At 69.2% G+C, this 24,892-nt stretch carries 21 protein-coding genes and 2 pseudogenes; 12 read left to right on the forward strand and 11 right to left on the reverse strand.

What is annotated here, in order from left to right; all coding sequences use genetic code 11:
* Positions 1–57 precede the first annotated feature (57 nt).
* From VDQ83_RS06750 to prmB, 3 genes are read right to left on the reverse strand one after another with little or no spacing between them, the layout of a single operon-like run.
* On the reverse strand, positions 58–1,095 hold the full coding sequence (locus VDQ83_RS06750) for a 2-hydroxyacid dehydrogenase (RefSeq protein WP_455434318.1): 1,038 nt from the start codon (positions 1,093–1,095) through the stop codon (positions 58–60).
* Entirely contained in the window at positions 1,088–2,191 is a 1,104-nt protein-coding gene (gene aroC / locus VDQ83_RS06755) for a chorismate synthase (RefSeq protein ID WP_455434319.1), read from the reverse strand. Before aroC ends, VDQ83_RS06750 begins: the two co-directional genes overlap by 8 nt.
* 10 nt (positions 2,192–2,201) lie before the next feature.
* Positions 2,202–3,128, reverse strand: a complete 927-nt coding sequence (gene prmB / locus VDQ83_RS06760) for a 50S ribosomal protein L3 N(5)-glutamine methyltransferase (RefSeq protein ID WP_455434320.1) — start codon at positions 3,126–3,128, stop codon at positions 2,202–2,204.
* Positions 3,129–3,207: 79 nt separating this feature from the next.
* On the opposite strand from prmB, the gene VDQ83_RS06765 reads away from it, so the two are divergent.
* The 4 genes and pseudogenes from VDQ83_RS06765 to VDQ83_RS06780 all read left to right on the forward strand — a co-directional run.
* Positions 3,208–3,861, forward strand: a complete 654-nt coding sequence (locus VDQ83_RS06765) for an SCO family protein (protein WP_455434321.1) — start codon at positions 3,208–3,210, stop codon at positions 3,859–3,861.
* Complete coding sequence (gene asd, locus VDQ83_RS06770; RefSeq protein ID WP_455434322.1) at positions 3,858–4,706, forward strand: archaetidylserine decarboxylase; 849 nt, start codon at positions 3,858–3,860, stop codon at positions 4,704–4,706. Before VDQ83_RS06765 ends, asd begins: the two co-directional genes overlap by 4 nt.
* A 50-nt stretch (positions 4,707–4,756) precedes the next feature.
* Positions 4,757–4,885, forward strand: a pseudogene (locus VDQ83_RS06775) (archaetidylserine decarboxylase); the annotation flags it as partial.
* A 50-nt stretch (positions 4,886–4,935) separates the two neighbouring features.
* Positions 4,936–5,064, forward strand: a pseudogene (locus VDQ83_RS06780) (archaetidylserine decarboxylase); the annotation flags it as partial.
* A gap of 261 nt (positions 5,065–5,325) precedes the next feature.
* Here VDQ83_RS06780 and VDQ83_RS06785 read toward each other — a convergent pair.
* Complete coding sequence (locus tag VDQ83_RS06785) at positions 5,326–6,924, reverse strand: transglycosylase SLT domain-containing protein (protein ID WP_455434323.1); 1,599 nt, start codon at positions 6,922–6,924, stop codon at positions 5,326–5,328.
* Positions 6,925–6,989: 65 nt separating this feature from the next.
* Between VDQ83_RS06785 and VDQ83_RS06790 the strand changes: the two genes are divergently transcribed.
* On the forward strand, positions 6,990–8,627 hold the full coding sequence (locus VDQ83_RS06790; protein WP_455434324.1) for a helicase HerA-like domain-containing protein: 1,638 nt from the start codon (positions 6,990–6,992) through the stop codon (positions 8,625–8,627).
* A 30-nt stretch (positions 8,628–8,657) separates the two neighbouring features.
* Positions 8,658–9,176 carry a hypothetical protein gene (locus tag VDQ83_RS06795; protein WP_455434325.1) on the forward strand — a complete coding sequence of 173 codons (519 nt, stop codon included), beginning with the start codon at positions 8,658–8,660 and terminating at the stop codon, positions 9,174–9,176.
* Between the two features lie 149 nt (positions 9,177–9,325).
* Here the strand turns inward: VDQ83_RS06795 and nudK are convergent, their stop codons facing one another.
* Positions 9,326–9,925, reverse strand: coding sequence for a GDP-mannose pyrophosphatase NudK (gene nudK, locus VDQ83_RS06800; RefSeq protein WP_455434326.1), 600 nt, complete (start codon positions 9,923–9,925; stop codon positions 9,326–9,328).
* A 371-nt stretch (positions 9,926–10,296) separates the two neighbouring features.
* Here nudK and VDQ83_RS06805 point away from each other — a divergent pair, with 371 nt between their 5' ends.
* Complete coding sequence (locus VDQ83_RS06805; RefSeq protein ID WP_455434327.1) at positions 10,297–11,574, forward strand: hypothetical protein; 1,278 nt, start codon at positions 10,297–10,299, stop codon at positions 11,572–11,574.
* Positions 11,575–11,619: 45 nt separating this feature from the next.
* Here VDQ83_RS06805 and VDQ83_RS06810 read toward each other — a convergent pair whose 3' ends face one another.
* Entirely contained in the window at positions 11,620–13,074 is a 1,455-nt protein-coding gene (locus VDQ83_RS06810) for a rhomboid family intramembrane serine protease (protein ID WP_455434328.1), read from the reverse strand.
* 126 nt (positions 13,075–13,200) lie between these two features.
* Here VDQ83_RS06810 and greB point away from each other — a divergent pair, with 126 nt between their 5' ends.
* From greB to VDQ83_RS06830, 4 genes are all read left to right on the forward strand, one after another.
* A complete protein-coding gene (greB, locus tag VDQ83_RS06815) occupies positions 13,201–13,707 on the forward strand; it encodes a transcription elongation factor GreB (protein ID WP_455434329.1) in 507 nt (168 codons plus the stop codon).
* 358 nt (positions 13,708–14,065) lie between these two features.
* Positions 14,066–14,728 carry a dienelactone hydrolase family protein gene (locus VDQ83_RS06820; protein ID WP_455434330.1) on the forward strand — a complete coding sequence of 221 codons (663 nt, stop codon included), beginning with the start codon at positions 14,066–14,068 and terminating at the stop codon, positions 14,726–14,728.
* A gap of 9 nt (positions 14,729–14,737) precedes the next feature.
* Positions 14,738–15,145, forward strand: a complete 408-nt coding sequence (locus VDQ83_RS06825; protein ID WP_263397840.1) for an HIT domain-containing protein — start codon at positions 14,738–14,740, stop codon at positions 15,143–15,145.
* Positions 15,146–15,173: 28 nt separating this feature from the next.
* On the forward strand, positions 15,174–15,341 hold the full coding sequence (locus tag VDQ83_RS06830; RefSeq protein ID WP_003467495.1) for a LiaI-LiaF-like domain-containing protein: 168 nt from the start codon (positions 15,174–15,176) through the stop codon (positions 15,339–15,341).
* Between the two features lie 99 nt (positions 15,342–15,440).
* Here the strand turns inward: VDQ83_RS06830 and VDQ83_RS06835 are convergent, their stop codons facing one another.
* From VDQ83_RS06835 to apbC, 3 genes are all read right to left on the reverse strand, one after another.
* Positions 15,441–15,968, reverse strand: coding sequence for an RDD family protein (locus VDQ83_RS06835; RefSeq protein ID WP_263397839.1), 528 nt, complete (start codon positions 15,966–15,968; stop codon positions 15,441–15,443).
* A 28-nt stretch (positions 15,969–15,996) separates the two neighbouring features.
* Positions 15,997–16,569 (reverse strand): dCTP deaminase, encoded by a 573-nt coding sequence (dcd, locus tag VDQ83_RS06840; protein ID WP_053834874.1) that lies wholly within the window; start codon positions 16,567–16,569, stop codon positions 15,997–15,999.
* A gap of 130 nt (positions 16,570–16,699) precedes the next feature.
* Positions 16,700–17,551, reverse strand: a complete 852-nt coding sequence (apbC, locus tag VDQ83_RS06845; RefSeq protein WP_263397838.1) for an iron-sulfur cluster carrier protein ApbC — start codon at positions 17,549–17,551, stop codon at positions 16,700–16,702.
* 782 nt (positions 17,552–18,333) lie between these two features.
* On the opposite strand from apbC, the gene VDQ83_RS06850 reads away from it, so the two are divergent.
* Positions 18,334–21,081, forward strand: coding sequence for a TonB-dependent receptor domain-containing protein (locus VDQ83_RS06850; RefSeq protein WP_263398419.1), 2,748 nt, complete (start codon positions 18,334–18,336; stop codon positions 21,079–21,081).
* 189 nt (positions 21,082–21,270) lie between these two features.
* On the opposite strand, the gene VDQ83_RS06855 is transcribed toward VDQ83_RS06850, so the two are convergent.
* Together VDQ83_RS06855 and VDQ83_RS06860 are read right to left on the reverse strand one after the other, a co-directional pair.
* Entirely contained in the window at positions 21,271–22,860 is a 1,590-nt protein-coding gene (locus tag VDQ83_RS06855; RefSeq protein ID WP_455434331.1) for a sulfotransferase, read from the reverse strand.
* Positions 22,861–23,082: 222 nt separating this feature from the next.
* A complete protein-coding gene (locus tag VDQ83_RS06860) occupies positions 23,083–24,675 on the reverse strand; it encodes a phytoene desaturase family protein (RefSeq protein WP_455434332.1) in 1,593 nt (530 codons plus the stop codon).
* Between the last annotated feature and the right edge of the window lie 217 nt (positions 24,676–24,892).

Genomic DNA, 24,892 nt, shown 5'->3' on the forward strand with positions numbered 1-24,892 from the left:
GTGCCAGCTGGATTCGGGGAACCTCCCGAGCGCGCCGCTCAGGTCGCCGGAGGTTCCCTATCGTTTTTTGCTCGCGATCTTGCCGTCGCCAGTGCCGGCGCCAGCGATCGCCTCCAGGTTCAACGCATTCGGCGGGCGCCCGGCGTCGGCGCCGAAGCCCAGCGCGGCCAGCAGGTTGTCCACCGCCAGCGCCACCATCGCGCGGCGGGTGGCTGCGCTGGCGCTGCCGATGTGCGGGGTCAGCACCACGTTGCGCAGCGCCAGCAGCTCCGGGCGTACGGCCGGCTCGCCTTCGTACACGTCCAGCCCGGTCGCGGCCAGGCGCCCGTGCGCGAGCGCGTCGGCCAGCGCCAGTTCGTCGATCAGGCCGCCGCGGGCGATGTTGACCAGCGTCGCGGTCGGCTTCATCTGCGCCAGCGCGGCGGCGTCGAGGAGGTGGTGCGACTGCGGGGAATACGGCAACACCAGCAGCAGGTGATCGGCGCGCGCCAGCAGTTCGTCGAAACCGACGTACTCGGCGGCGTGCGCGCGCTCCACCTCGGCCGGCAGGCGGCTGCGGTTGTGGTACAGCACGCGCATCGAGAAGCCGGCGGCGCGGCGCGCGATGGCCTGGCCGATGCGGCCCATGCCGAGGATGCCCAGGGTGCTGCCGTGCACGTCGGCGCCGAGCATGGTCTGGAACGACCACTGCTGCCACTGCCCGTCGCGCAGCCAGCGCTCGGATTCGGTGATGCGCCGCGCCGCGGCCATCAGCAGCGCGAAGCCGAGATCGGCGGTGGTCTCGGTGAGCACGTCGGGGGTGTTGCTGGCGACGATGCCGGCCGCGCTGAGCGCGTCCAGGTCGAGGTTGTTGTAGCCGACGCCGACGTTGGCGATCGCGCGCAAGCGCGGCGCACCGGCGATTTCGGCAGCGCCGATGCGCTCGTTGAGCGTCACCAGCGCGCCGTCCAGCGGCGCCAGCGCCGCGGCCAGCTCCTGCTGCGAATACTTGGTCACGTCCGCGGTGGTGGTCAGCGCGCAATGTTCGCCGAGCCGTGCGACGACATCGTCGAACAGCGGCTGGCTGACCCACACCCGCGGCCGCGACTCAGCCATCGCCACCGCCCGGAACCAGCGGGGTGACGCTGCCGACATCGCCGCACTGCGCGCGATGGCGCAGCGCCTGGTCCATCAGCACCAGCGCCACCATCGCCTCGGCGATCGGGGTGGCGCGGATGCCCACGCAGGGGTCGTGGCGGCCGGTGGTGATGACATCCACCGCCTGCCCGTCCACGTCCACCGTGGCGCCGGGCAGGCGCAGGCTGGAGGTGGGCTTGAACGCCAGCGAGGCGACGATCGGCTGGCCGGTGGCGATGCCGCCGAGCACGCCGCCGGCGTGGTTGGACTGGAAGCCGTCCGGCGCGATCAGGTCGCGGTGCTCGGTGCCCTTCTGGGTCACCGCGGCGAAGCCGTCGCCGATCTCCACGCCCTTGACCGCGTTGATGCTCATCAGCGCCGCGGCCAGTTCGCCGTCGAGCTTGCCGTAGATCGGCTCGCCCCAGCCCGGCGGCACGCCGTCGGCGACCACGGTGACCTTGGCGCCGATCGAATCGCCGGACTTGCGCAGCGCGTCCATGTAGCGTTCCAGCTCCGGCACCTGCGCCGCGTGCGGCCAGAAGAACGCGTTGTCTTCCACCGCGTCCCAGGCGAAGCCCTGCGGCAGGACCGGCCCGAGCTGCGACAGGTAGCCGCGCACGCGCACGCCGTAGCGCTGCGCCAGCCACTTCTTGGCGATGACGCCAGCGGCCACGCGCATCGTGGTCTCGCGCGCCGAGGAACGGCCGCCGCCGCGCGGATCGCGGATGCCGTACTTCTGCCAGTAGCTGTAGTCGGCATGGCCCGGGCGGAACTGGCGGGCGATGTCGGTGTAATCCTTGCTGCGCTGGTCGGTGTTGCGGATCAGCAGGCCGATCGGAGTGCCGGTGGTGCGGCCTTCGTAGACGCCGGACAGGATCTCGATCTCGTCGGCCTCGCGCCGCGCCGAGGTGTGGCGGCTCTTGCCGGTGGCGCGGCGTTGCAGGTCGTGGGCGAATTCGCTCGCGTCGATCTCCAGTCCCGGCGGGCAGCCGTCGACCACGCAGCCGATCGCCGGCCCGTGCGATTCGCCGAAGGTGGTGACGGTCAGCAGGGTGCCGAAGCTGTTCGCGCTCATGGCCGCCGGCTCACCGGCCAGCGGCCAGTTCGGCGATGCGCGCGTGGTGCGCGACCAGTTCGCTGGCTTCCACCGCGAAGATACCCATCTGCCCGACCTTGAACTCGACCCAGGCGAAATCCACCTCGGGCAGCAACTGCACCAGCGCGCGCTCGGATTCGCCGACTTCGCAGATCAGCAGGCCGTCCTCGCTCAGGTGCGCCGGCGCGTCGCGCAGGATCTTCAGCGCCAGGTCCAGGCCGTCGTCGCCGGCGCGCAGGCCCAGTTCCGGCTCGTGCGCATACTCGGGCGGCAGCGCGTCGGTCTCGGCATGGGTGACGTAGGGCGGATTGGTGACGATCAGTTCGTAGCGGCGCCCACCCAGCCCGGCGAACAGGTCGGACTTGACCAGCTCGACGTTGTCGGCCAGCAGCCGCGCCTTGTTCTCGGCGGCCAGCGCCAGCGCGTCGTCGCTGATGTCGACCGCGTCCACCTGCCAGTTCGGGTTGTAGTGGCCCATGGCGATGGCGATGCAGCCCGAGCCGGTGCACAGGTCCAGCGCGCGGCTCACTTCGCGCCCGGCCAGCCACGGCTCGAAGCCGGCTTCGATCAGTTCGGCGATCGGCGAGCGCGGCACCAGCGCACGCGCGTCGCTCTTGAAGCTGAGCCCGGCGAACCAGGCCTCGCCGGTCAGGTAGGCGGCGGGGATGCGCTCGGCGATGCGGCGCTCGAACAGCGCCAGCACCTGCGCCTTCTCCGGCGTAGTCACCCGCGCGCCGCCATAGGCCGGGCCTAGGTCGTGCGGCAGGTGCAGCGCGTGCAGCACCAGCTGCGTGGCCTCGTCCAGGGCGTTGTCGTAGCTGTGGCCGAAGCTCAGCCCGGCGGCGTTGAAACGGCTGGTGCCGTAGCGGATCAGGTCGATGATCGTGTGGAGTTCGGCGGCCGCGTCGGCAGTCATGGCAACAGGCAAGGCAATTCGGCCCCCGATTATAGAGGCCCGACCGCTATCATGAGCGTTCGTTGCATGGGAAATCAGTATGTTCAACCGCAACTTCGGCACCGTTCTGGTGGTCGCGCTGGCCGCCGGCCTGGGCTTGCTGCTGGCCCAGAAGTATTTCGGCGGCAGCGCCGCCGCCCCGGCCTGGCCAGAGACGCGCGCGGTGCGCCTGTACCCGCAGCCGCGCACCCTGCCCGACTTCCACCTGCGCCAGTCCGACGGCACGCCGCTGGTCCCGGGCGAGCTGAAAGGCCACTGGACGCTGGTGTTCCTGGGCTTCACCGCCTGCCCGGACGTGTGCCCGACCACCCTGGCCGACCTGGCCCGGGCGCAGAAACAGTGGGAAGCGATTCCGGAGACGCTGCGCCCGCGGGTGCTGTTCGTCTCGGTCGATCCGCAGCGCGACACCCCGGCGCGGCTGGGCGACTACGCGCATGGCTTCCACAAGGACACCCTCGCCGCCACCGCCGACGTGCCGGAACTGGAGCGCTTCGCCACCGCGCTGGGCTTCGTGTTCCAGAAGGTGCCCGGCACGCGTTTCCAGGAGAACCCCAATGACTACAGCATGGACCACTCCGCCGCGATCGCCGTGCTCGATCCGCAGGGCCGCCAGACCGGGCTGATCCGTCCGCCGTTCGAGCCGGCGGCGATCGCCGCCGACCTGCAGGCGCTGACCGAGGCGACCGCGCCGTGAGCCTGGTGACCTCGCTGACCTATGTGCTGCCGCACCGGCTGCTGTCCTCGCTGGCGCGGCGCCTGGCGTATTCGTCGCGGCCGGGCCTGAAGCAATGGCTGATCGACACCGTGGTGCGCCGCTTCGGGGTGAACCTGGCCGAAGCCGCCGAACCCGACCCGCGCGCCTATCCGACCTTCAATGCGTTCTTCACCCGCGCGTTGAAGCCCGGCGCGCGCGTCGCCGATCCCGACCCGCAGGCGCTGCTGATGCCGGCCGACGGGCGCATCAGCCAGCTCGGCCCGATCCAGGACGGGCGCATCTTCCAGGCCAAAGGCCAGTCGTTCACCGCCGCCGAACTGCTCGGCGACGACGCCGCGGCGGCGCCGTTCGCCCATGGCGCGTACGCCACCGTGTACCTGTCGCCACGCGACTACCACCGCGTGCACATGCCATGGACCGGCACCTTGCGCGAGACCGTGCATGTGCCGGGACGCCTGTTCAGCGTCGGCCCGGACGCGGTGCGCGCCGTGCCGCGGCTGTTCGCGCGCAACGAGCGCCTGGTCTGCCATTTCGACACCGACTTCGGCCCGATGGCCTCGGTGATGGTCGGCGCGCTGCTGGTCTCCGGCGTGGAAACGGTATGGAACGGCGTGGAGATCCCGCGCTACGGCGATCGCATCACCCGCAAGGACTGGCGCGGCAAGGGCATCGTGCTGGAGCGGTTCGCGGAGATGGCGCGCTTCAACTACGGTTCCACCGTGATCGTGCTGTTGCCACCGGGCGTGGCGACGCTCGATCCGGCACTGGCGGCGGAAACGCCGGTCCGGCTCGGCCAGGCGCTGGCGCGGCGGTTGGATCGCTGACGCGCGGCGGCGCGCCAAGCTGACGGGCGCACCGTATCCACTGCGGCGCGGCCCGCTTCAACTACGGCTCCACCGTCATCGTGCTGCTGCCGCCTGGCGTGGCGCAGCTCGATCCGGCACTGACCGCGGAAACGCCGGTGCGGCTCGGCCAAGCCCTGGCACGGCGATTGGATCGCTGACGCGCGGCGGCGCGCCAACCTGACGGGCGCACCACATCTACTGCGGCGCGGCGCGCTTCAACTACGACTCCACCGTGATCGTGCTGTTGCCACCGGGCGTGGCGACGCTCGATCCGACGCTGGCGGCGGAAACGCCGGTGCGACTCGGCCAGGCGCTGGCGCGGCGGCTGCAAGGCTGACGCGCGTAAGCGTCAGCCAAGCATTGCGGACGACGCGGCGCTTTTTGCAGGAGGGGCTTCAGCCCCGACTGGACGTTACCGGCAATGCCCGGTCGGGGCTGAAGCCCCTCCTACAACCAAAAGAACCTGCTCCTTGTGGGAGGGACTTCAGTCCCGACGCATTGCCGCCAGTCCCGCGCCAGCACCAAGTGCCGAGCTATGCGGGAGGCGAAACGCGGACAGCGTCCGCGTCGACGCCGCTTTCCAACGAGCTGCTCGCCGTCACTTGTCGCAGCCGGTCATCTTCAGCGACTGCCCCGGCTTCAACGCATAGCCCGGCGCGCGCAGGCCGTTGGCCTTGGCCAGTTGCTTGATGTCGCAGTTGTAGCGGTCGGCGATGCGGCCCAGCGTGTCGCCCTTGGCCACGCGGTAGCTGCGCACCTGCTTGGGCTTGGGCTTGACCGGCGCGGGGCGCCCGGTGGCGACCGTGGTCGGCACGCCGGCCACCGGGGTCACGTCGCCCACCGCCACGTTGCCGGTGGGATCGGCCAGCACCGGCGTGCTGCTGCGGATCGCGGCGTTGACGTCGGCGGTGATCAGCGCGCGCGCCAGGTCGGCGCGGGGGCCGCTGACGCAATAGCGGTTGTACAGGCCGACGATCTTGGTGGTGGCGTTGAGGGTGACCCCGGCCGGGATCCAGCCATCCGGCTCGTAGCGCGGGTTGAGGTTGCGCAGCGCACGCATGTAGCCGTCGCGGGTGCCGTCGCTGCCCAGGCAGATGGTCAGTTCGTAGATCGTGGTCGACTTGGCCAGGCGCAGCGTCGCCGGCTGCGCGTTGATCTTCGGGAACGCCACGCCGTACTGCTGCGGGTGCAGGAAGATCCACGCCGCGGCGATCACCATCGGCACGTAGTCCTTGGTCTCGGCCGGGAACTGGTTGTACACCGAGGCATCCCAGAAACCGCGCCCCTGCATCTGGTTGTACACGCGCGCGGCGCGGCCCTCGCCGCCATTGTAGCCGGCCAGCGACAGCTCGATGCTGCGGTTGAGCCCGGCCATGCGCTCGTTGATGTACACCGCGCTGGCCTCGGCGGCGCTGCGCGCGTCGTAGCGGGTATCGAAGCCGGTACCGTCCGGGCCCAGCCCGAAGCGGCGCCCGGTGGCCGGCATGAACTGCATCAGCCCGGCGGCGCCGACCCGCGAATTGGCGTGCACGCGGCCGTTGGATTCCTTGGCCATGATGCCGAACAGCAGCGCCTCCGGCAGCCCGCGCTTTTCCCATTCCGGCCACATCACCGCGCGCAGGTTCTGGTAGTTCTCGTAGCTGTTCATCAGCGACGGGCGCATGTCGGTGAGCCAGCGGCGGATGCCGGCCTGCACCGCCGGGTTGTATTCGACCATCGCGTCGAAGGCATGGCGCTGGTCGTTGAGCAGGTTGGCCGCGCGCGCGGCTTCCGGCACGTTGGCCGCCAGCGGGCTGATGTGGTCGGGGTCGGCCTGCAGCGGCGCGGCGCCTTCGTCGACCGCATCGGCGTCGGTGGCCGCATCCTGCGCGTCGGCCTTGGCCTTGAGCAGGCGCTTGTACGCGCTCAGGTAGGTGCCGACCTGGCAGCCGCGCTGCTTGATGCAGGCATCGACCACGTCCTCGATGTCCTCCAGCGCCGCGTCGCTTTCCTGGGTGCCCTTGGGGTCGCTGTTGCCGACCAGCACCATCGCGTCGTTGTAGCGCTTCTCGGCCGCCGCCAGGCGCTGGTCGAGGACGGCGATGGCGGCCTTGTCGCGCGTGGAGACGCGTTCGGCGTGGGCAGCGGGCGCGGCGCAGGCCAGCGCCAGGGCAGCCACGGCGGGCCATCCATGGGTGATACGGAACGAAAGGGGCATGATGGGACGCGACGACGGAAAGGCCGCAGGGTAGCCGCCGCTGTCACATCGCGGCAAGGTCGGGCATGCGCCGGCACCAGGCCGGCGGGGCATCCGTTCATCGCTGCGGCCCGGCAAACCCGGCCATTGGCGCCCCCGCCGCGAGCGGGCGCCGGCGCGAACGCCTAGAATCCGCCCACCTCACCGCGGAGCTGTTCATGGACCCGATCCTGCTGGGCAAAGGCGTGACCGACGACATCGCGGTGCTGCTGCAGCCGCGCCTGGGCAATCGCCACGGGCTGGTCGCCGGGGCCACCGGCACCGGCAAGACCGTGACCCTGATGACCCTGGCCGAAGGCTTCTCGCGGATCGGCGTGCCGGTGTTCATGGCCGACGTGAAGGGCGACGTGGCCGGGCTGGCGGTGGCCGGCGACGGCAGCGAGAAAGTGCTGCAGCGCGCCAAGGACATCGGCGTGACCGACTACGTCCCGGCGGCCAACCCGGTGGTGTTCTGGGACCTGTACGGCCAGCTCGGGCACCCGGTGCGCACCACCGTCAGCGAAATGGGGCCGACCCTGCTGGCGCGGATCCTGGAACTCAACGACACCCAGGCCGGGGTGCTCGACATCGTGTTCAAGCTGGCCGACGACCGCGGCCTGCTGCTGCTCGACCTGGACGACCTGCGCGCGCTGCTTGCGCTGGTGGTGGAGCAGCGCAAGGACATCTCCACCGAATACGGCCTGGTCAGCGCGCCGTCGGTGGCGGCGATCCAGCGCGCGCTGCTGCGCCTGGCGCAGGACGGCGGCGAAGGCTTCTTCGGCGAACCGGCGCTGGACCTGGCCGAGCTGATGCGGGTCGGCAGCGACGGCCGCGGCGTGATCGGCATCCTCGCCGCCGCACAACTGGTGCTCAAGCCACGCCTGTACTCGACCTTCCTGCTGTGGCTGCTGTCGGAGCTGTTCGAACGGCTGCCGGAAGTGGGCGACCTGGACAAGCCCAAGCTGGTGTTCGTGTTCGACGAGGCGCACCTGCTGTTCGACGACGCGCCGCCGGCGCTGGTGCAGCGCATCGAGCAGGTGGTGCGGCTGATCCGCTCCAAGGGCGTGGGCGTGTACTTCTGCTCGCAGTTCCCCGACGACGTGCCGGACAACATCCTCGGCCAGCTCGGCAACCGCGTGCAGCACGCGCTGCGCGCCTACACCCCACGCGACCAGAAGGCGGTGCGCACCGCGGCCGAGACCTTCGTCGCCAATCCCAAGCTGGACGTGGCCAAGACCATCTCCCAGCTCGGCACCGGCGAAGCCCTGGTGTCGACCCTGCAGGACAAGGGCGTGCCGTCGCCGGTGCAGCAGACCCTGATCGCCCCGCCGCGCTGCCGGATGGGCGCGATCTCCGACGCCGAGCGCGCGCAGGTGCGCGCCGGCAGCGTGGTCGGCAGCCGCTACGACACCGCGGTCAACCGCGACTCGGCGGCGGAGATGCTGGCGCGCCGGGTCGAGCAGGTGGCCGAGAAGACGGCGGCGCCGGCGGCGCGCACGCGCGAGCAGGACGACGCGCAGGACAGCGGCTTCGGCCAGGCGGTCAAGGACGCGGTGTTCGGCACCAAGCGCCGCCAGGGCATGCTGGAAACGATGGCCAAGCAGACCTCGCGCACCGTCGGCAACCGCATCGGCCAGCAGATCGTGCGCGGCATCTTCGGCAGCATCTTCGGCGGCAAGCGCTGAGCGCAGCCGACCACCACAAGGAGCTCCACCATGAACAAGGAAGCGATGAGCGCCCTGCTGCTAGGCTTGGCGGCCGCCACAGCCGCAATGGCCGCCGATTCCCCGCAACCGGCGTCGGGCGATGACTGGCCGCCGCAACGGCAGAAACTGCTGGCCGGCCGCTACGTCGGCAAACTCCAGGGATACACGCGGGATTGCGAGACCGTTCGCGCCGATCTCAGGCTCGAGGTGGGATCGGCGAGCGAGACGGTCCATCGCTATACGCTGACGACCACCTGCATCACCGGAGCCGGGCGGCAGGTCGCGCCCAGGACCATCACCGGCGTGTGGGGAATCGACCAGATGGCCAGCAGTTGCCTGACGCTCGGCTTCGAGGACCCCGACGGTCCGCAGGTGGGCCCCAACATCTACGGGTTCCGTGTCGAAGAGGCCCAGGCGCGCGGCCGCCGCGCCGCTGCCGCCGACTACGATCTGGCCCAGGACGGCATCAATTGCCATAGCGGCATGCCGCCGGAGCATGCCGACAAGCGCCTGCGGCGCGTGCGCTGACCCGATCGGCGCAGCGCGCCCAAAACCAGGGCCACGCGGCGCGGGTCACGCTGCGGCGCAGGTGCGTGTACAGCTCGCGCCGACAGGCACGGCAGGCACCTTCGATCCAGGCGTTGCCACGCGCAGATACAAAAACCGACAGCACTCCGCTAGGCCAGCACCCCCTTCAGCTTTGCGTATTGGAGCAACATGATCGTCTTGCCGTCGGCGATCTCGCCGGATTCGATCATCGCCAGCGCCGCGTCGAGCGCCAGCTCCAGCACCTCGATCTCTTCGCCTTCGGCCGCCACGCCGCCGCCAGCGCCCACCTTGTCGCGATCGGAATACTCGCCCACGAAGAAGTACAGCCGTTCGGTGACCGAACCCGGGCTCATGAACGCCTCGAACACCTTGCGCACGTTATCGACCCGGTAGCCGGTCTCCTCTTCGGTCTCCTTGCGGATGCAGGTCTGCGGATCGTGCTGGTCCAGCAGCCCGGCGCAGGCTTCGATCAGCATGCCGTCGGGGTTGCCGTTGAGCAGGGTCGGCAGCCTGAACTGCCGGGTCAGCATCACCGTCTGCTTGGCGCGGCTGTAGAGCAGGATGGTGGCGCCGTTGCCGCGGTCGTAGGCCTCGCGCGACAGCGTCTGCCAGCTGCCGTCGTTGCGCTGGAAATCGAAGGTGACCTTGCGCAGCACATACCAGTTGTCGGACAGCACCTCGACCTTGCCGAGACGCACACGCGGATTGCCTGTGGCGGTGGGGTTCAAGCAACACTCCATGCGATGAAAGGACAGCGGCGGCGGCACGCGCAGCGGATCGCCGCCAGCGCAGCGCCGGAACCCGCCGCCGGCCGGACATTCTAGAGGTCCGCACCGTGCGCCCCATCAGAACCACGCAACGCAGTGCCGGCGCAGCGCCCGTCCGACCGCAACGCCGGCCGCCGTTGCATCGGCGCCGCCTGGCGTCTTGCACACGCCAGCCCTGCTGGGCATCGGCATGGCGGCCTCCAACAACCGGAAGAACCCGCCTCCAGCCTCCCTTGCACGGCTGCGTTCAGCCGATGCATCCGCCTGCGCGCCCGATTGCGCACACGCCCGCTCCGCCGCACAATCGGCGCACATTGAACGCAGGGGGCGTCATGGAAGACCGTCATCGCGCCGGCGCAAGCCGCGCGCGCCGCAACACACCCGAACCTTTCTGGGCGCGCACCCGCGCCATCGCGCTGTACCCGCTGCGCGGCGGCGCGCTGTTCGCGCTGATCGCGCTGACCCTGTGCCGCCTGCTGGGAATGCTGCCGGGCATCGGCTGGATCCTCGGCATCGTCACCACGCTGGCGATCTACAAATACGCCTTCGAGATCCTGCGGCATACCGCCGACGGACACATGGATGCGCCCGAGCGCGGCTTCGACATCGGCGACGGGGTGGTGCTGCGGCTGCTGGCGCTGATGATCGTGCTCGGCATGGTGGTCGCCGCCGCGGCGCTGCTCGCCGGCCCGGTCGCCGGCTTGCTGATGTTGCTGGCAGTGGTGCTGCTGCAGCCCGGCTTCCTGATCTCGCTGGCCATCGACGGCAGCCTGCGCCGCGCCCTGAATCCGGCCGTGTCGATCGGCCTGGCACTGCGCATCGGCTGGCCGTACCTGGCCGCGTTCGGCCTGCTGTTCGTGATCCAGGCCAGCGCGCTGACCGCGGCCCGTTGGCTGCAGCACTACCTGCCGCCGTTGGCCAGCGATCTGGCGGTCGGCGTGGTGACGATCTGGGGCCTGTTCGCCACCTTCCACCTGATGGGTTATCTGGTCTACCAGTACCACGAAGTGCTGGGCTACGAACCGGCCAGCATCGACGACGGCGCGCGCCGCCACGATCCGGACCAGCGCGTGCTCGACGAGGCCGAGCAGTTCGTGCGCGATGGGCATACCGCCGAAGCGCTGCAGCTGCTGCGCGGCGAAGTGCGCACGCGCGCGGTGAGCCTGGCGGTGCACGAGCTGTACCAGCGCCTGCTGCGCAACGGCGGCCGCGCCGACGACCTGCGTGAGCACACCCGCCAGTACATCAACCGCCTGCTGCAGGAAAAGCAGGAACGGCGTGCGCTGGCGCTGCTGCGCGAGGCGCTGGACGCCGATCCCGACTTCGTCCCGTCGCTGCCGGAGCAAGCCACCTTGATGACCGAGCGCGCGCAACTGGCGGGACAGTCCAAGCTCGCGCTCGACGGCTTGCTGGCCGCACTGCGCGCCTGGCCGAAGGCGGCCGAATTCGGCGCCTGGTCGCTGAGCGCGGCGTTGCTGCTCGCCGAGCGCTACGGCGACGACGCGCAGGCGCGCGCGTTGCTGCAGGACGCGCTCGCGCATTGCCAGGACGACGCGCAGCGCAGCAAGCTGGAGGCGGCGCTGAAGGCAGTGACGATCGCGCCGGCCTAGCGGCTGGCGTCGCGATCGGGCCGACCGCACCGCCGCGTCCGCCGCTCAGGCGTTGGCGAGCAGGAATCGCGCCTTGTCCGCCTGCGGCAGGTCCGGGTAGCGCTCGATCACCGCGAGCAGCAGGCGCCGCCATTCGGACGCGGCCTGCCGCTCGCCGTGGCCCAGCGCCAGCCGGAACCAGTGCTGCGCCTGTTCGCTGCGCGGCAGCGCGGCGGCATCCTGCGCCAGCAGCGCTTCGGCATCGCGCAGCCGTCCCAGCGCCAGCCAGCGGTCGAACAACAGCGCACGCGTCGCCGCGTCCACGGCGATGGCGCCGGCAGCGCAGTCGCCAAGCAACGCCGCCTGCGCTCGCGTCTCCTGCTCCGTGGCCGCCGGCAGGCGCAGCAGTTCGATCGCGCGCGCCTGCGCGGCACGCGCGTCGCCGGCATTGCGCGCGACCCGGTAGCGCGCCTGCGCCACGTCGAAGCGGCGCGGCTGCTCGGCGGCGAGTTCGTCGAGCAGCCGCGCCGCCTCCCGGTTCTCCAGCCGCCCCAGGTGCCGCTGCGCGCGCTCCCAGCGATCGTCGGCGGCGACCGTGGCCTCGTCGCACATGAACGCCTCGCGGGTCTGCCGCGCCGCCACCAGCGCCGCGCCGAGCAACGCGCCGACCACGATGCCGCCGGCATGCGCATCGAAGCCGACCCCGCTATCGCCGTTGGCCAGCAGGTTGTACAGCTCCCAGCCCAGCCACAGCGGCAACAAGGCGATGGCCGGACCGCGCACGTAGTCGAACACCACCGCGAACCAGTAAAAGAAGCGCACCGGGCGCCGTCCCCAGACCACGCAGAACGCTCCCATCAGCGCGGCGATGGCACCGGACGCGCCCAGCCCGCCGCCGGCCTCGCCCCAGCGCCACCACAGGCTGACCGCGCTCGCCCCGAACCCGCCGAGCAGGTAGACCAGCAGGAACCGCCAGCGGCCGATCGCGCCTTCCAGCAAGGTGCCGAGCACGACCAGGAACAGCATGTTGCCGAACAGGTGCAGCGCATCGCCGTGCAGGAACGTCGCCGACAGCATCCGCGCCGGCGACCACTCCGAGCTGCGCTGCACATGGCGCAGGGTGAACACGCGGTCCAGCAGCGCGTCATAGCGGGCGCGCAGCGGCGCCCAGGCCTGCTGCGCGTCCGGGTCCGCGAACGCCTCGCCGCTGCGCAGCGCCTGCACGAAGCGCACGTCGTTCAAGCTGGCGGTGCCGACGAACTGCGCCCGCTGCGCCGCCGGCACGCGCTCGAACTGGACCAGCGCGTCCTTGCGTCCGCCGCGCTGCAGGTAGCGCGCATAGGCCGGCGCTTCGTAGTCAGCGAGTCCGGAATCGAGGTAGTAGCGTTGCGCCTGTTGCAGCGGCGCCACGTCCTGGCGCTGCCAGCCGAAATAGACCGCCGCATTGAGCAGCACCAGCAGCAGCGTGACCAGCGGAAAATTCTCCCGCGACAGCGGCTTGTGCAACGGCAGGATCAGCATCGAACAACGTCCGTGTGGATGGCCGCGCCAGCTTCGGCGATCGCCCGCGGGTGCGCAAGCCGGGCGCACGCGCTAGCATCGCCACCCCGCTCCACCGCAGTGCCCCAATCCGATGAACAGCTCCCGATGAGCCGCTGGCGTCCCCCTGCCGAGAAAAGCACCGCCCTGATCACCGCCGAAGGCCACGCCCGGCTCAAGGCCGAGCTGGAGGAGCTGTGGCGCGTGCGCCGCCCGGAGGTGGTCAAGGCGCTGGCCGCCGCGGCGGCCGAGGGCGACCGTTCGGAAAACGCCGAGTACACCTACCGCAAGAAGCAGCTGGGCGAGATCGACCGCCGCGTGCGCTACCTGAGCAAGCGCCTGGAAGCGCTGCGCGTGGTCGACACCGCGCCATCCGATCCGCAGGCGGTGTTCTTCGGCGCCGTGGTCGAACTGGAGGACGCCGACAGCGGCGAGCTGGTGCGCTACCGCATCGTCGGCCCGGACGAGACCGATGCCGGCCGCGGCTGGATCAGCATCGATTCGCCGCTGGCGCGGGCGCTGCTGAAGAAGCGCATCGACGACGAAGTCGAGGCGCAGTTGCCCGGCGGTCGCCACAGCTTCGTGGTGGTGTCGGTGGACTACACGGCGCGCTGAACGCCTCCATCGCGTCGACCACTGCCGATCGATGCAGCCCCGGCCGCAGCGCGGCTGGGCACGATCGCATGGCGCTCTACGCGCAGTTGGTGAGGGGACGTTCGGACCTGGCCGCGCAGTGGACGCAGCCAGCTGGCGAAGCCGGGACCTTGAGGTTCGCCAGTGGCATGCAGTACCTGGATCGAAGGGCCCTGGAGAAACTCCGCGGATCATGGGCCAACCTGGCCGATAAGTTCAGCCTGCAATGCGACCGGCGAGCGGCCTGCCCCAGCACGGAGTGGACCGCCGGATCTGTTAACCGGCCTTCGCAGCCAGCGTGGATAATCGGCGCCTCTCTCTTCCGCTGCAGGAACCCACCATGGGCCATTGGACTACCCTCGATACCGCTCACGGCCAAGTCTCCGCCTGGCACGCCCTGCCGGACGGCGTCCCGCGCGGCGGGCTGGTGATCATCCAGGAGATCTTCGGCGTCAACGCCTACATCCAGCAGGTCGCCGACGGCTACGCGGCGCAAGGCTATGAAGTGCTGGCCCCGGGCCTGTTCGACCTGGTGGAGAAGGACGTGCAGCTGGAGTACGGCCAGGACGGCGTGCGCAAGGGCCTGGAGCTGGTCGGCGCGCTCGGCTTCGACAAGGCGCTGGACGTCGTGCAGGCCGCGGCGCAGGCGCTGGCGCCGGCCGGCAAGGTCGGCACCGTCGGCTACTGCTGGGGCGGCAGCGTCGCGTTGCTGGCGGCGCTGCGGCTGGGCCTGCCGTCGGTGAGCTACTACGGCGGGCGCAACACCCAGTTCCTCGACGAGACGCCGAAGGCGCCGGTGCTGTTCCACTTCGGCGCGCAGGACAGCAGCATCCCGCCGGAGGCGGTGCAGCAGCATCGCGAGAAGCTGCCGCAGATGCAGACCTACGTGTATCCGGCCGGACACGGTTTCGACCGCCATGTCGATCCGAACCACCACGACGCCGACAGCGCCGACAGCGCGCGCCAGCGCAGCCTCGCCTTCCTCGCCGAACACCTGCGCTGAGCCGCGGCGATGGCCGACTTCGTACTCGACCCGCGGCTGCAGGCCGACAGCGCGTTCGTGGCCGACGGTCCGCTGTCGCAGGTGCGGCTGATGGACGACGCGCGTTTCCCCTGGCTGCTGCTGGTGCCGCGCGTCGCCGACGCCAGCGAATGGATCGACCTGGACGGGGGCCAGCAGCGCCTGCTGCTGGCCGAGATCAACCAGCTCTCGCAGTTGCTGCGCAACGAGCCGGGCGTGCGCAAACTCAATCTCGGCGCGCTGGGCAACATCGTGCGGCAACTGCACGTGCACGTGATCGGGCGCCACGAAGGCGATGCGGCCTGGCCCGGGCCGGTATGGGGCAGCGGCCCGGCGCAGCGGCTGGACGCCGATGTCCTGCAGACCCGTGTTGCGGCGTGGCGGCAACGGCTACGATAGGCGCCCTTTTAGCGGAACCCGCGTGCCCATGAAATCCAATGTGATCGCCGCCATCGTGCTGATCGTGATCGGCCTGGTGTTCCTGGCCAACAACCTGGGCTGGACCAACCTCAGCCTGGGCCGGTTGATCGCCACCTGGTGGCCGGCGATCCTGGTCGCGGTCGGCGTGGGCATGCTGTTCGGCCGCGGCAAGTAGTAACTGCCGGGATTGGGGATTCGGGATTGGGGTTTGGATCCGGCGATCTCCCCCCCCCTGGCTGCCGGCCGCCGATGCGCGGCGGCCGGCACGTCCGCATCAACGGCGGACGTTGACCACCTGGGTGCCGGCGATCAGGTCGTGCAGGCAGCGCTTGTCCTGGCGGAAGATGAACAGCGCATCGATCAGCGCATAGAAGTTGCCTACGACCGGCACCAGCGACAGCAATTGGGTCGGCAGGTAACGCAGCACGATCAGCCGCCACAGCGGCGGCTGCGCGCCGTCCAGATCGACGATACGGATCCACAGCAGTTTCTTGCCCCAGGTCTGCCCGGTCTTGGCCAGCGGATAGCCCTGCACCACCACGAACGTCGCGAACGCCAACGCCACGTAGCCGGCCATGGTCAGGAACGACATCGCCTCGCCGCCGCGCGCCGCATCCATGACCTTGCCGAAATAGCCGGTGACCGCAGCCAGCGGCAGGAAGGTCGCCAGCGCGATCACGCCGTCGATCAGCGATGCGCCCAGGCGCTCGCCGCGGCCGGCCAGCACGTCGGCGCCGTCCAGCGCCAGCGGCGCCGACGGCAGCGGCGCGTCGGGCGCCTGATAGGGATTGGGATCGTTCATTGCGCGCTCCGTGTGCTGCAGGGAAAAGTCAGGTTCTGGGCAGGGTCACGCCGGTCTGGCCCTGGTACTTGCCGCCGCGGTCCTTGTAGCTGGTCTCGCAAACGTCGTCGGCATCGGACTGGAAGAACAGCATCTGCGCCACGCCTTCGTTGGCGTAAATGCGCGCCGGCAGCGGCGTGGTATTGCTGAATTCCAGGGTGACGTGGCCTTCCCACTCCGGCTCCAGCGGCGTGACATTGACGATGATGCCGCAGCGCGCGTAAGTGCTCTTGCCCAGGCAGACCACCAGCGTGTCGCGCGGGATGCGGAAGAATTCCACCGTGCGCGCCAGAGCGAAGCTGTTGGGCGGGATGATGCACTCGTCGGCCTCGATGTCCACGAAGCTCTTCGGATCGAAGCGCTTGGGATCGACGATGGTCGAGTTGATGTTGGTGAACACCTTGAACTCGCGCGAGCAGCGCACATCGTAGCCGTAGCTGGAGGTGCCGTAGCTGACGATGCGCTCGCCGTTGACCTGCTTCACCTGGCCCGGCTCGTAGGGCGCGATCATGCCGTGCTGCTCGGACATGCGGCGGATCCAGCGGTCGCTCTTGATGCTCATGCGTATTCCTGATGCCTGTGGCGGCAGACCGAAAAACCCGCCTGCCGGGAGCGCGGCCGACGCCGGAGCGGGCCGCAGTGACCGGCGATTCTAGCCGGTCGCGGAGCGTTCGCGGCAGCCGCGGCCCCGCTCACAGCAGCGAGGCGGAAATCGGGATCGATGCCCGCGGGCGCTTGCGCAGCTCCTCGGTCAGGCGCTGGGCGGTCGCCAGATAGGCCTGCGCGGCGGCCGAATCCGGGGCCGCGGCCACGATCGGGGTGCCGGCGTCGCCCTGCTCGCGGATCGCGATCGCCAGCGGCAGCGAGCCCAGCAGCGGCACGCCGTACTGCTGCGCCATGCGTTGGCCGCCGCCTTCGCCGAACAGGTGCTCGACATGGCCGCACTGCGTGCAGGTATGCACCGCCATGTTCTCGACGATGCCCAGCACCGGCACCTCGACCTTCTCGAACATCTTCAGCGCCTTTTTCGCGTCCAGCGTGGCGATGTCCTGCGGCGTGGTGACGATCACCGCGCCGGCCACCGGGATCTTCTGCGCCAGGGTCAACTGGATGTCGCCGGTGCCCGGTGGCAGGTCGATCAGCAGGTAGTCCAAGTCGTCCCACAGCGTATCGGTGAACAGCTGGGTCAGCGCCGAGGTCGCCATCGGTCCGCGCCAGATCATCGGCGTGTCCTGGTCCACCAGCAGCCCGATCGACATCGCCTCGATGCCGAACGCGCGCATCGGCTCGATCGACTTGTTGTCGGGGCTGTCCGGGCGTCCGCTCAGGCCGAGCATGGCCGGCACGCTGGGGCCATAGACATCGGCGTCCAGCACCCCGACCCGCGCGCCCTGGCGCTGCAGCGCCAGCGCCAGGTTCACCGCGGTGGTGGACTTGCCCACCCCGCCCTTGCCGGAACCGATGGCGATGACATTGCGGATCCGCGGCAACGGCGAAAGGTTGGGCTGGACGGCGTGGGCGGGAATGCGGGGGCGGTCGGTCATCGGAAACTCGTCGAGGAAAACGCCGCAGCGCGCCGGGCGCGCGGCAGGAACAGGGATGGCGGCGGCGAGCGCCGCCTGTCCGGAGGGCGTCGCAGCGGATCGAATTGGGGCATGACTATACAAGTGCGGCGTGCCGTCCATGTCGGTGGAGCCGCCAGGCAGGCGCGCGAAGTCGGGCCAGCGCAGTCCTGTCCCGGCAGCGCGCAATCGCGGCCTCGGCCAGCGAGCCGGCAACCCAGGCATGGACATCGGTCTTCTGCCAGGACGGTAGCGTCGGTCGGCAAGCGCGCCGCGATATGACCATTCGTTACCGATCAGGCGCCCCATTATGGCGAAGCGTACTCACCGAATTGGTGCGGGAGACCACCATCACTTGCAAGCCGTGCTCGGTCGCCGGATGCCCGGCTTGTCGCCCTTTCGGCCAATTGCCGCGCTATCACAAATGCCTATTCAGTTATAGGGCCGATGCCACGCCCCCGAATGGTGCAAAGCAGCGTGGAAGCTGTCGCGCCGGGCACGCAACGCCACATTTGGCGGGCGTTTGCTGCCAGATAGCCGCAGATCCCCCCTGTAGACGAAAAAGGTGACACGGCTGTACAAATGGCGTTAAGTTCATGTTACGTTTGGGTTGCTCGCATGGATGCGGAACCGATTTCAAGGCATATGTCGTGGCACGACGCCCCTCGCCTTTTCTTTATTGTTTTATGGGGATAGAGAGAATGACTGCTCGTCAGACACGTAGTTTCAAGCACAGCCGCCTGAGCGCGGCGCTGGTGACCGCCATGGTCGTGCCGGCCGCGTTCAGCGCCTTCGCGCAGGACAGCACCGACACCAAGGCGACCGACCTGGAAAAGATCACCGTCACCGGCTCGCTGATCCCGCAGACCGAGATCGAGACCGCCACGCCGGTCACCACGATCACCGCTGAGGACATCAAGGCCCGCGGCTTCAATTCGGTGGCCGATGTGTTGCAGAAGAGTTCGTTCGCGACCGGCGCGGTCCAGGGCGGCCAGACCTCCGGCTCCTTCACCCAGGGCGCGAAGACGGTCAGCCTGTTCGGCCTGTCGCCGGGCTACGTGAAGTACCTGATCGACGGCCGGCCGATGTCGAACTACCCGGCGCTGTACAACGGCAGCGACACCTTCAACAACATCAGCGGCATTCCGATCGACCTGGTCGACCGCATCGAGATCCTGCCGGGCGGCCAGTCGTCGCTGTACGGCTCCGACGCGATCGCCGGCGTGATCAACGTCATCCTCAAGAAGAAGATGGACGGCGCGGTGTTCAGCATCCGCGGCGGCGGCTTCTCCGAAGGCGGCGGCAGCAACTTCCGCGCCACCTTCGCCGATGGCTGGACCTCCGCCGACGGCCGCACCTCCGTGCTCGGCGGCGTGCAGTACGAAGAGAAGGACCCGATCTGGGCCTACGACCGCGGCCTGACCAGGCAATACAACACGCAGGGCTATAGCGCGCCGCTGATCAGCCGCGACTTCCTGGTGTACAGCCCGTTCACCAGCTACAAGTTCCTCGACCCGGCCAACTGCGGCAACGTCTCCGGCCTGTTCGGCGGCACCATGGCCCTGCAGCAGCGCCCGGGCTTCGGCGACGAGTACTACTGCGGCTCCAAGTACACCCCGGGCTACCGCACCCTGGACAACGGCCAGAAGTCGCTGCAGGCGTACGTGCACGGCACCTTCGACCTCAACGACAACGTGCAGTTGTACGGCGACGTGCTCTACAGCAAGGACCAGGTCAAGTACAACTCCGGCGGCAATTATCTGTGGTGGGGCACCGCTTCCGACTTCGGCTACTACTACGACCCGAACCTGGACGACCTGGTCAACCTGCAGCGCTCGTTCGCGCCTGAGGAAGTCGGCCCGAACGGCTTCAACGACACGATGAGCCGCGACACCAGCGAATCGGTGCGCGTGACCTTCGGCGCGCAGGGTACGCTCGGCCAGTCCAACTGGGACTACGACGCCGGCGTCACCTACACCCAGTACGAACTGGAAGAGCGCAACTTCGTCCGCCTCAAGGACCCGATCGACCAGTTCTTCATCAACAAGGTGCTCGGACCGCAGCAGGGCCTGGATCCGTACTACGACGCCTATCCGGTCTATACCCCCAACTACGCGGCGTTCTATTCGCCGATCACGCCGGAAGAATTCGCCAGCTTCACCGGCCACGCCACCAACAAGAGCAAGACCTCCGACGGCATGCTGCGCCTGCAGGCCACCAACGCCAAGCTGTTCTCCCTGCCCGGCGGCGACGCGGGTCTGGCGGTGGTCGCCGAGTACGGCAAGCAGAAGTGGAGCTACGATCCGGCGCCGGAAATCCTCAACGGCGAGGTCTGGGGCCTGACCTCGGTGGCCGGCGGCGGCGACCGCGACCGCTATGCGGTGACGTCGGAACTGCGCATGCCGGTGTTCGATCCGCTGACCATCACCCTGGCCGGCCGCTACGACGCGTTCAAGGCCAGCGGCACCACCGTCGACAAGCCGACCTACAGCGTCGCGCTGGAATACCGTCCGTTCCAGTCGCTGCTGCTGCGCGGCAAGTACGGCACCGCGTTCCGCGCACCGACCCTGTCCGACCAGTACCAGGGCGAGAGCGGCTACTACAACTCGGTGGTCGACTACTACCAGTGCGCGCAGCGCGGCTACCTGCCCGGCAACACCGACAACTGCCCGGCCGCCTACTCCAGTCGCCAGTTCTTCGGTACGCAGTCCGGCAACCTCGGCCTGAAGCCGATCAACGCCGATGTGTGGAGCGCAGGCTTCGTGTGGTCGCCGGTCGACCGCATGGCGCTGACCGTCGACTACCTCAACTGGGACATCAGCGATGAAGTCACCCAGCAGAGCGCCGACGCGCTGAGCCTGCAGGATTACCGTTGCCGCGCCGGCATCGACGACATCAGCTCGGCACTGTGCACCAGCGCGATGGCGCAGGTCACCCGCAACGCAGCGGGTCAGATCACGGAGATCTATACGCCGAAGATCAACGTCTCCAACCAGAAGCTGGAAATGGCCGTGGCCTCGTTCCGCTATGGCTACGACTTCGGACGTTGGGGCGACCTCAGCATGATCGCCAGCTACACGCAGAAGATCAGCCACGAGTACACGCAGTATGCCGGTGACGAACCGGTCGACCTGCTCAACAATCCGTACTGGAGCGTGGACCCGAAGCGCAAGGCCGACGCCTCGCTGACCTGGGAGATCGGCGACTTCTCGACCACCTGGTACGCCAGCTGGTTCGACAAGACCCCGAACTATGCGGCGAATCTCGCCGTCGCCGGCTACGATGCGCCGCGCGCCGGCAAGCTGCCGTCGCACATCACCCACAACGCCAGCATCACCTACACGGCGTTCGAGGGCATGGAGCTGTCGCTGATGGTCAACAACGTGTTCAACAAGATGCCGCCCTTCGACGCGTCCTACCCGGGCAGCGCGAGCTCGCCGTACAACTCGTACAACTTCGACGTGTACGGCCGCGCGTACTACCTGGAAATGCGTTACGCGTTCGGCAAGTAATCGAGCCTCAAGCGACACCAAAGCCCACCCGCGAGGGTGGGCTTTTTTTATGCGTGGCGCGTGCTGGCGGGATCTATGCGACAGCGGCTGCAAGCGCCCGTTTTGGCGTCCGCAATGAACCACGGCCGCACGCGCAATGGTGCGGCCTTTGGCGTTCGGCCAGTTCGCTATCGGAAGATACGTGCCGCCTCAGCGGCTGCCTTGCTCCGTCGCTTCGAGCGATTGCGTATCGAGCAGCCGTTTCAGCTCGGCGAGATCCTCGCCGTAGCGCTGCCAACGCCCCATGTAGGCGCGGGTCATCGAGGTGCGCACCTGGACCACGCTGGCGGTGGCCACCGGCGCCTGATTCTGCTCGAAACGCAGGCAGGCCTCGTCCCACGGCAAGCCGCAGAACTCCAGCAAGCGGCGCGTGGTCGGCTCCTGTTCCAGCACCAGGTCTGCGTAGTCGATTTCCAGCAGACGCTGCGGGAACAGCGCGCGCCAATGCGCCATCAAACGCTCGAACATCAGGTAGTAGCGGCCGACGTCCATCAGGTCGAAGGAATAGTCGTAGTACGGCGAGGACAGCGCGAACAGCTGGCGGAAGTTGCTCAGGCAGGTGTCCATCGGGTCGCGCCGCAGGCAGACGATGCGCGCGTTCGGCAGCGCGCGCGCAATATGCCCCACGTACAGAAAATTGTGCGGCAGCTTGTCCACGAAACGCGGCTTGGCTGCGGTGCCGGGACGGGTGGACTCGACGTAGGCGCGGCCGAGTTCGCGCCAGTCCAGCCCCTGCAACCGGGTCAGCGTGGCCACGTCCAGGATCGCCGGCGATGGCGTGCGCACCAGGCGCTTGAGCGCCACCGAGAAATTCTGCAGCTCTCCCGCCGAATGCACCTGCGGATGGCTGGACAGGATTCGGTCCACCAGGGTGGTGCCGCTGCGCGGCATGCCGACCACGAAGATCGGCTCCTGGCTGTCGAAGCCGGACGCAGGCGCAGCGTCGGCGCGGAAGGCCTGCTGCAATGCCTCGAACAGCACCGCATCGCGTTCGGACGTATAGCCGCGCGCGCGCTTCTGCACCGCCTTGCCCTGCACGTAGCCACGGAACGCGGCATGGTAGTCGCCGAGATCCTCGTGCTCCTTGGCCAGTGCCAGGTTGAGATACAGCACCGCTTCCGGCGCGTCGCCGGCCGAAGCCAGCGCCTGCTCCAGCAAGGCCAGGTTGTTCTCGTCCGCGCTCCACTTGCGCAACTGCGACAGCGACAGATAGACCTTCCAGTAGCGCGGCTCCAGGGCCAGACAAGCCCGGTATTCCTGCTCGGCTTCCTGCAGCCGCCCGGAGAACAGCAGCGAGGTGCCTAGGTTGTAATGGAAGCTGGCGTGCTGCGGCGCGAGTTGCACCGCCTGGGTGAACGCCTCCAGCGCCGCGGCATGCTCGTTGACCTGGGTATAGACCACCCCCAGCGTATCCAGCGTATGCGCGTCGGTCGGCCGCAGCGCCATCGCCTTGTCGGCGAAGTGCTGCGCCTCCTGCATGAACCGCCCCATCGCCAGCACCTTGGCCAGCTGCGTGGCGTAGTCCGCGCGTTGCGGATTCAACGTCGTCGCCTGGTACAGATGCGCCGCGGCGGGCTGCATCTGCTTCAACTCCAGCGCGGCCACGCCGGCCACGAAATGCACGCCCGGATGCTGCGGCAACGACTGCAGCAGGTGCTGTGCGAGTCGCTGCGCCTGGCCCCAGTCGCGCTGGTTGAGCGCGGCGACGGCCTGGTTGTAGAGCTGAACCTGTTCGGTCATGGATGCGCCTGATGTCCGGAGTCGCCGGTCGTGAGCAGCTTCGCATTATGCCCGGCACGGACTTACCCGTAGGCGCGCCCGCCGTACATATCGCGCCTGGAGCTCGACAGTGCGAACGCCAAGGGTTGGGCCAGTGGTCTCGTCCCGATGTCCGTCCGCGTGCGCTCCAAACACCTCAGGGCCATTGCGACGCCGCGTCGCGCTGCGCGACGCGGCGCGCGCTCACTTCCCCAGCAGCGCCATCGCCGCATTGTGCCCGGGCGCACCGGTCACGCCGCCGCCCGGATGGGTGCCGGAACCGCACAGGTACAGCCCGGGAATCGCCCCGCGGTAGTTGGCCTGACCGAGCATCGGGCGTGCGCTGAACAGTTGGTTGAGGCTCAACGCGCCATGGAAGATGTCGCCGCCGACCAGGCCGAAGGTGCGTTCCAGGTCCAGCGGGGTCAGCGCCTGGCGGCCCAGCACCGAGGCCGCGAAGCCCGGCGCGTAGCGCTCGACGGTGGCGATCATCAGGTCGGCGACCTCGTCGCGATGCGCGTCCCAGCTGCGCCCATCCGGCAGCTGCGGCGCCACGTGCTGGCAGAACAGGCTGGCCACGTGCTGGCCGGGCGGCGCCAGCGACGCGTCCAGCGTGCTCGGGATCAGCAGTTCGACGATGGGGTCGCGCGACCAGCCGTGGTCGCGCGCATCGCGGTGGGCGCGGTCCATGTAGTCCAGGCTCGGCGCCAGGATGATGCCGGCGGTGAGATGGTCGCCCTGCCCCGGCAGCGCGCGGAACTGCGGCAGCCGCGACAGCGCCACGTTCATGCGGAACGTGCCCGAGCCGCAGCGCCAGTGCGCCATGCGCTCGCGGGTGGCGGCCGGCACGTGCGCCGGGTCGAGCAGGCGTTCGTACAGCAGCTTGGGATTGACGTTGGCGACGACGCGGCGCGCGTACAGCCGCTCGCCATGTTCGGTGACCACGCCGACCGCGCGCCCGTCCTCGACCAGGATCTCGCGCACGCCGGCGTCGGTGCGGATCTGCGCGCCGGCCGCGATCGCCGCCTTGGCCATCGCCTGGGTGATCGCGCCCATGCCGCCGAGCGCGTGGCCCCAGGCGCCCTTGACCCCGTTGCTCTCGCCGAACACGTGGTGCAGCAGCACGTACGCCGAGCCCGGGGTGTACGGGCTGGCGTAGTTGCCGACGATGCCGTCGAAGCCGAACAAGGCCTTGACCGGGTCGCTCTCGAACCAGCGCTCCAGGTACTCGGCGGCGGAGATCGTGAACAGGTCCAGCAACTCCTGGCGCAGGCCGGGACCCAGCGCATGCAGGCGGCGGCCGAGGCGGCCGGCGCGCAGCAGTTCCGGCAGCGCCTGCCGCCAACCGCCATCGGTGACGTTCGGCGGCGGCTGCAACGCCAGCGCGCGCAGCACGTCGGCGATGCGTTCCAGTTGCGCTTCGTAGGCCGGCAGGCGTTCGGCGTCGCGGGCGGAGAATTTCGCCACCTGCGCCTGGGTGATGCCGGCGCCGGCCAGCAGGTAGCGGTCGTCGGGCAGCGGCACGAAGTTGTTGCAGCGGCGCGGCACGATGCGCAGGCCATGCGCGGCCAGGTCCAGATCGGCGATCACCTTCGGCTGCAGCAGCGACACCGTGTAGGACGCCACCGAATTGCGGAAGCCGGGGTGGAACTCCTCGGTGACCGCGGCGCCGCCGACCACGCCGCGCCGCTCCAGCACAGTGACCTTCCAGCCGGCGCGCGCCAGGTAGGCGGCGCAGACCAGGCCGTTGTGGCCGGCGCCGACGATCAGGGCATCGCAGGACGATTCGCGCTTCATGCCGGCAATACTATGCGAGTTATATGCGAGTGCCTCGCAACAACCGGCCAGCGCAGCGCGGATTCAACGACGTGGTGCATGCGACCTGGCGACGGCGACGGTGCGTCCAGCCCTGCGCTGGCTGACCGTTGCGCCCGGCCCATGACCTTCGACACCCCTGAAACCCGGGACAGCGGCGTACAGTCTCGCCACGGCCTGCGGGCCATCCCATATCACG

The organism is Xanthomonas sp. WHRI 7945, assembly GCF_035026585.1.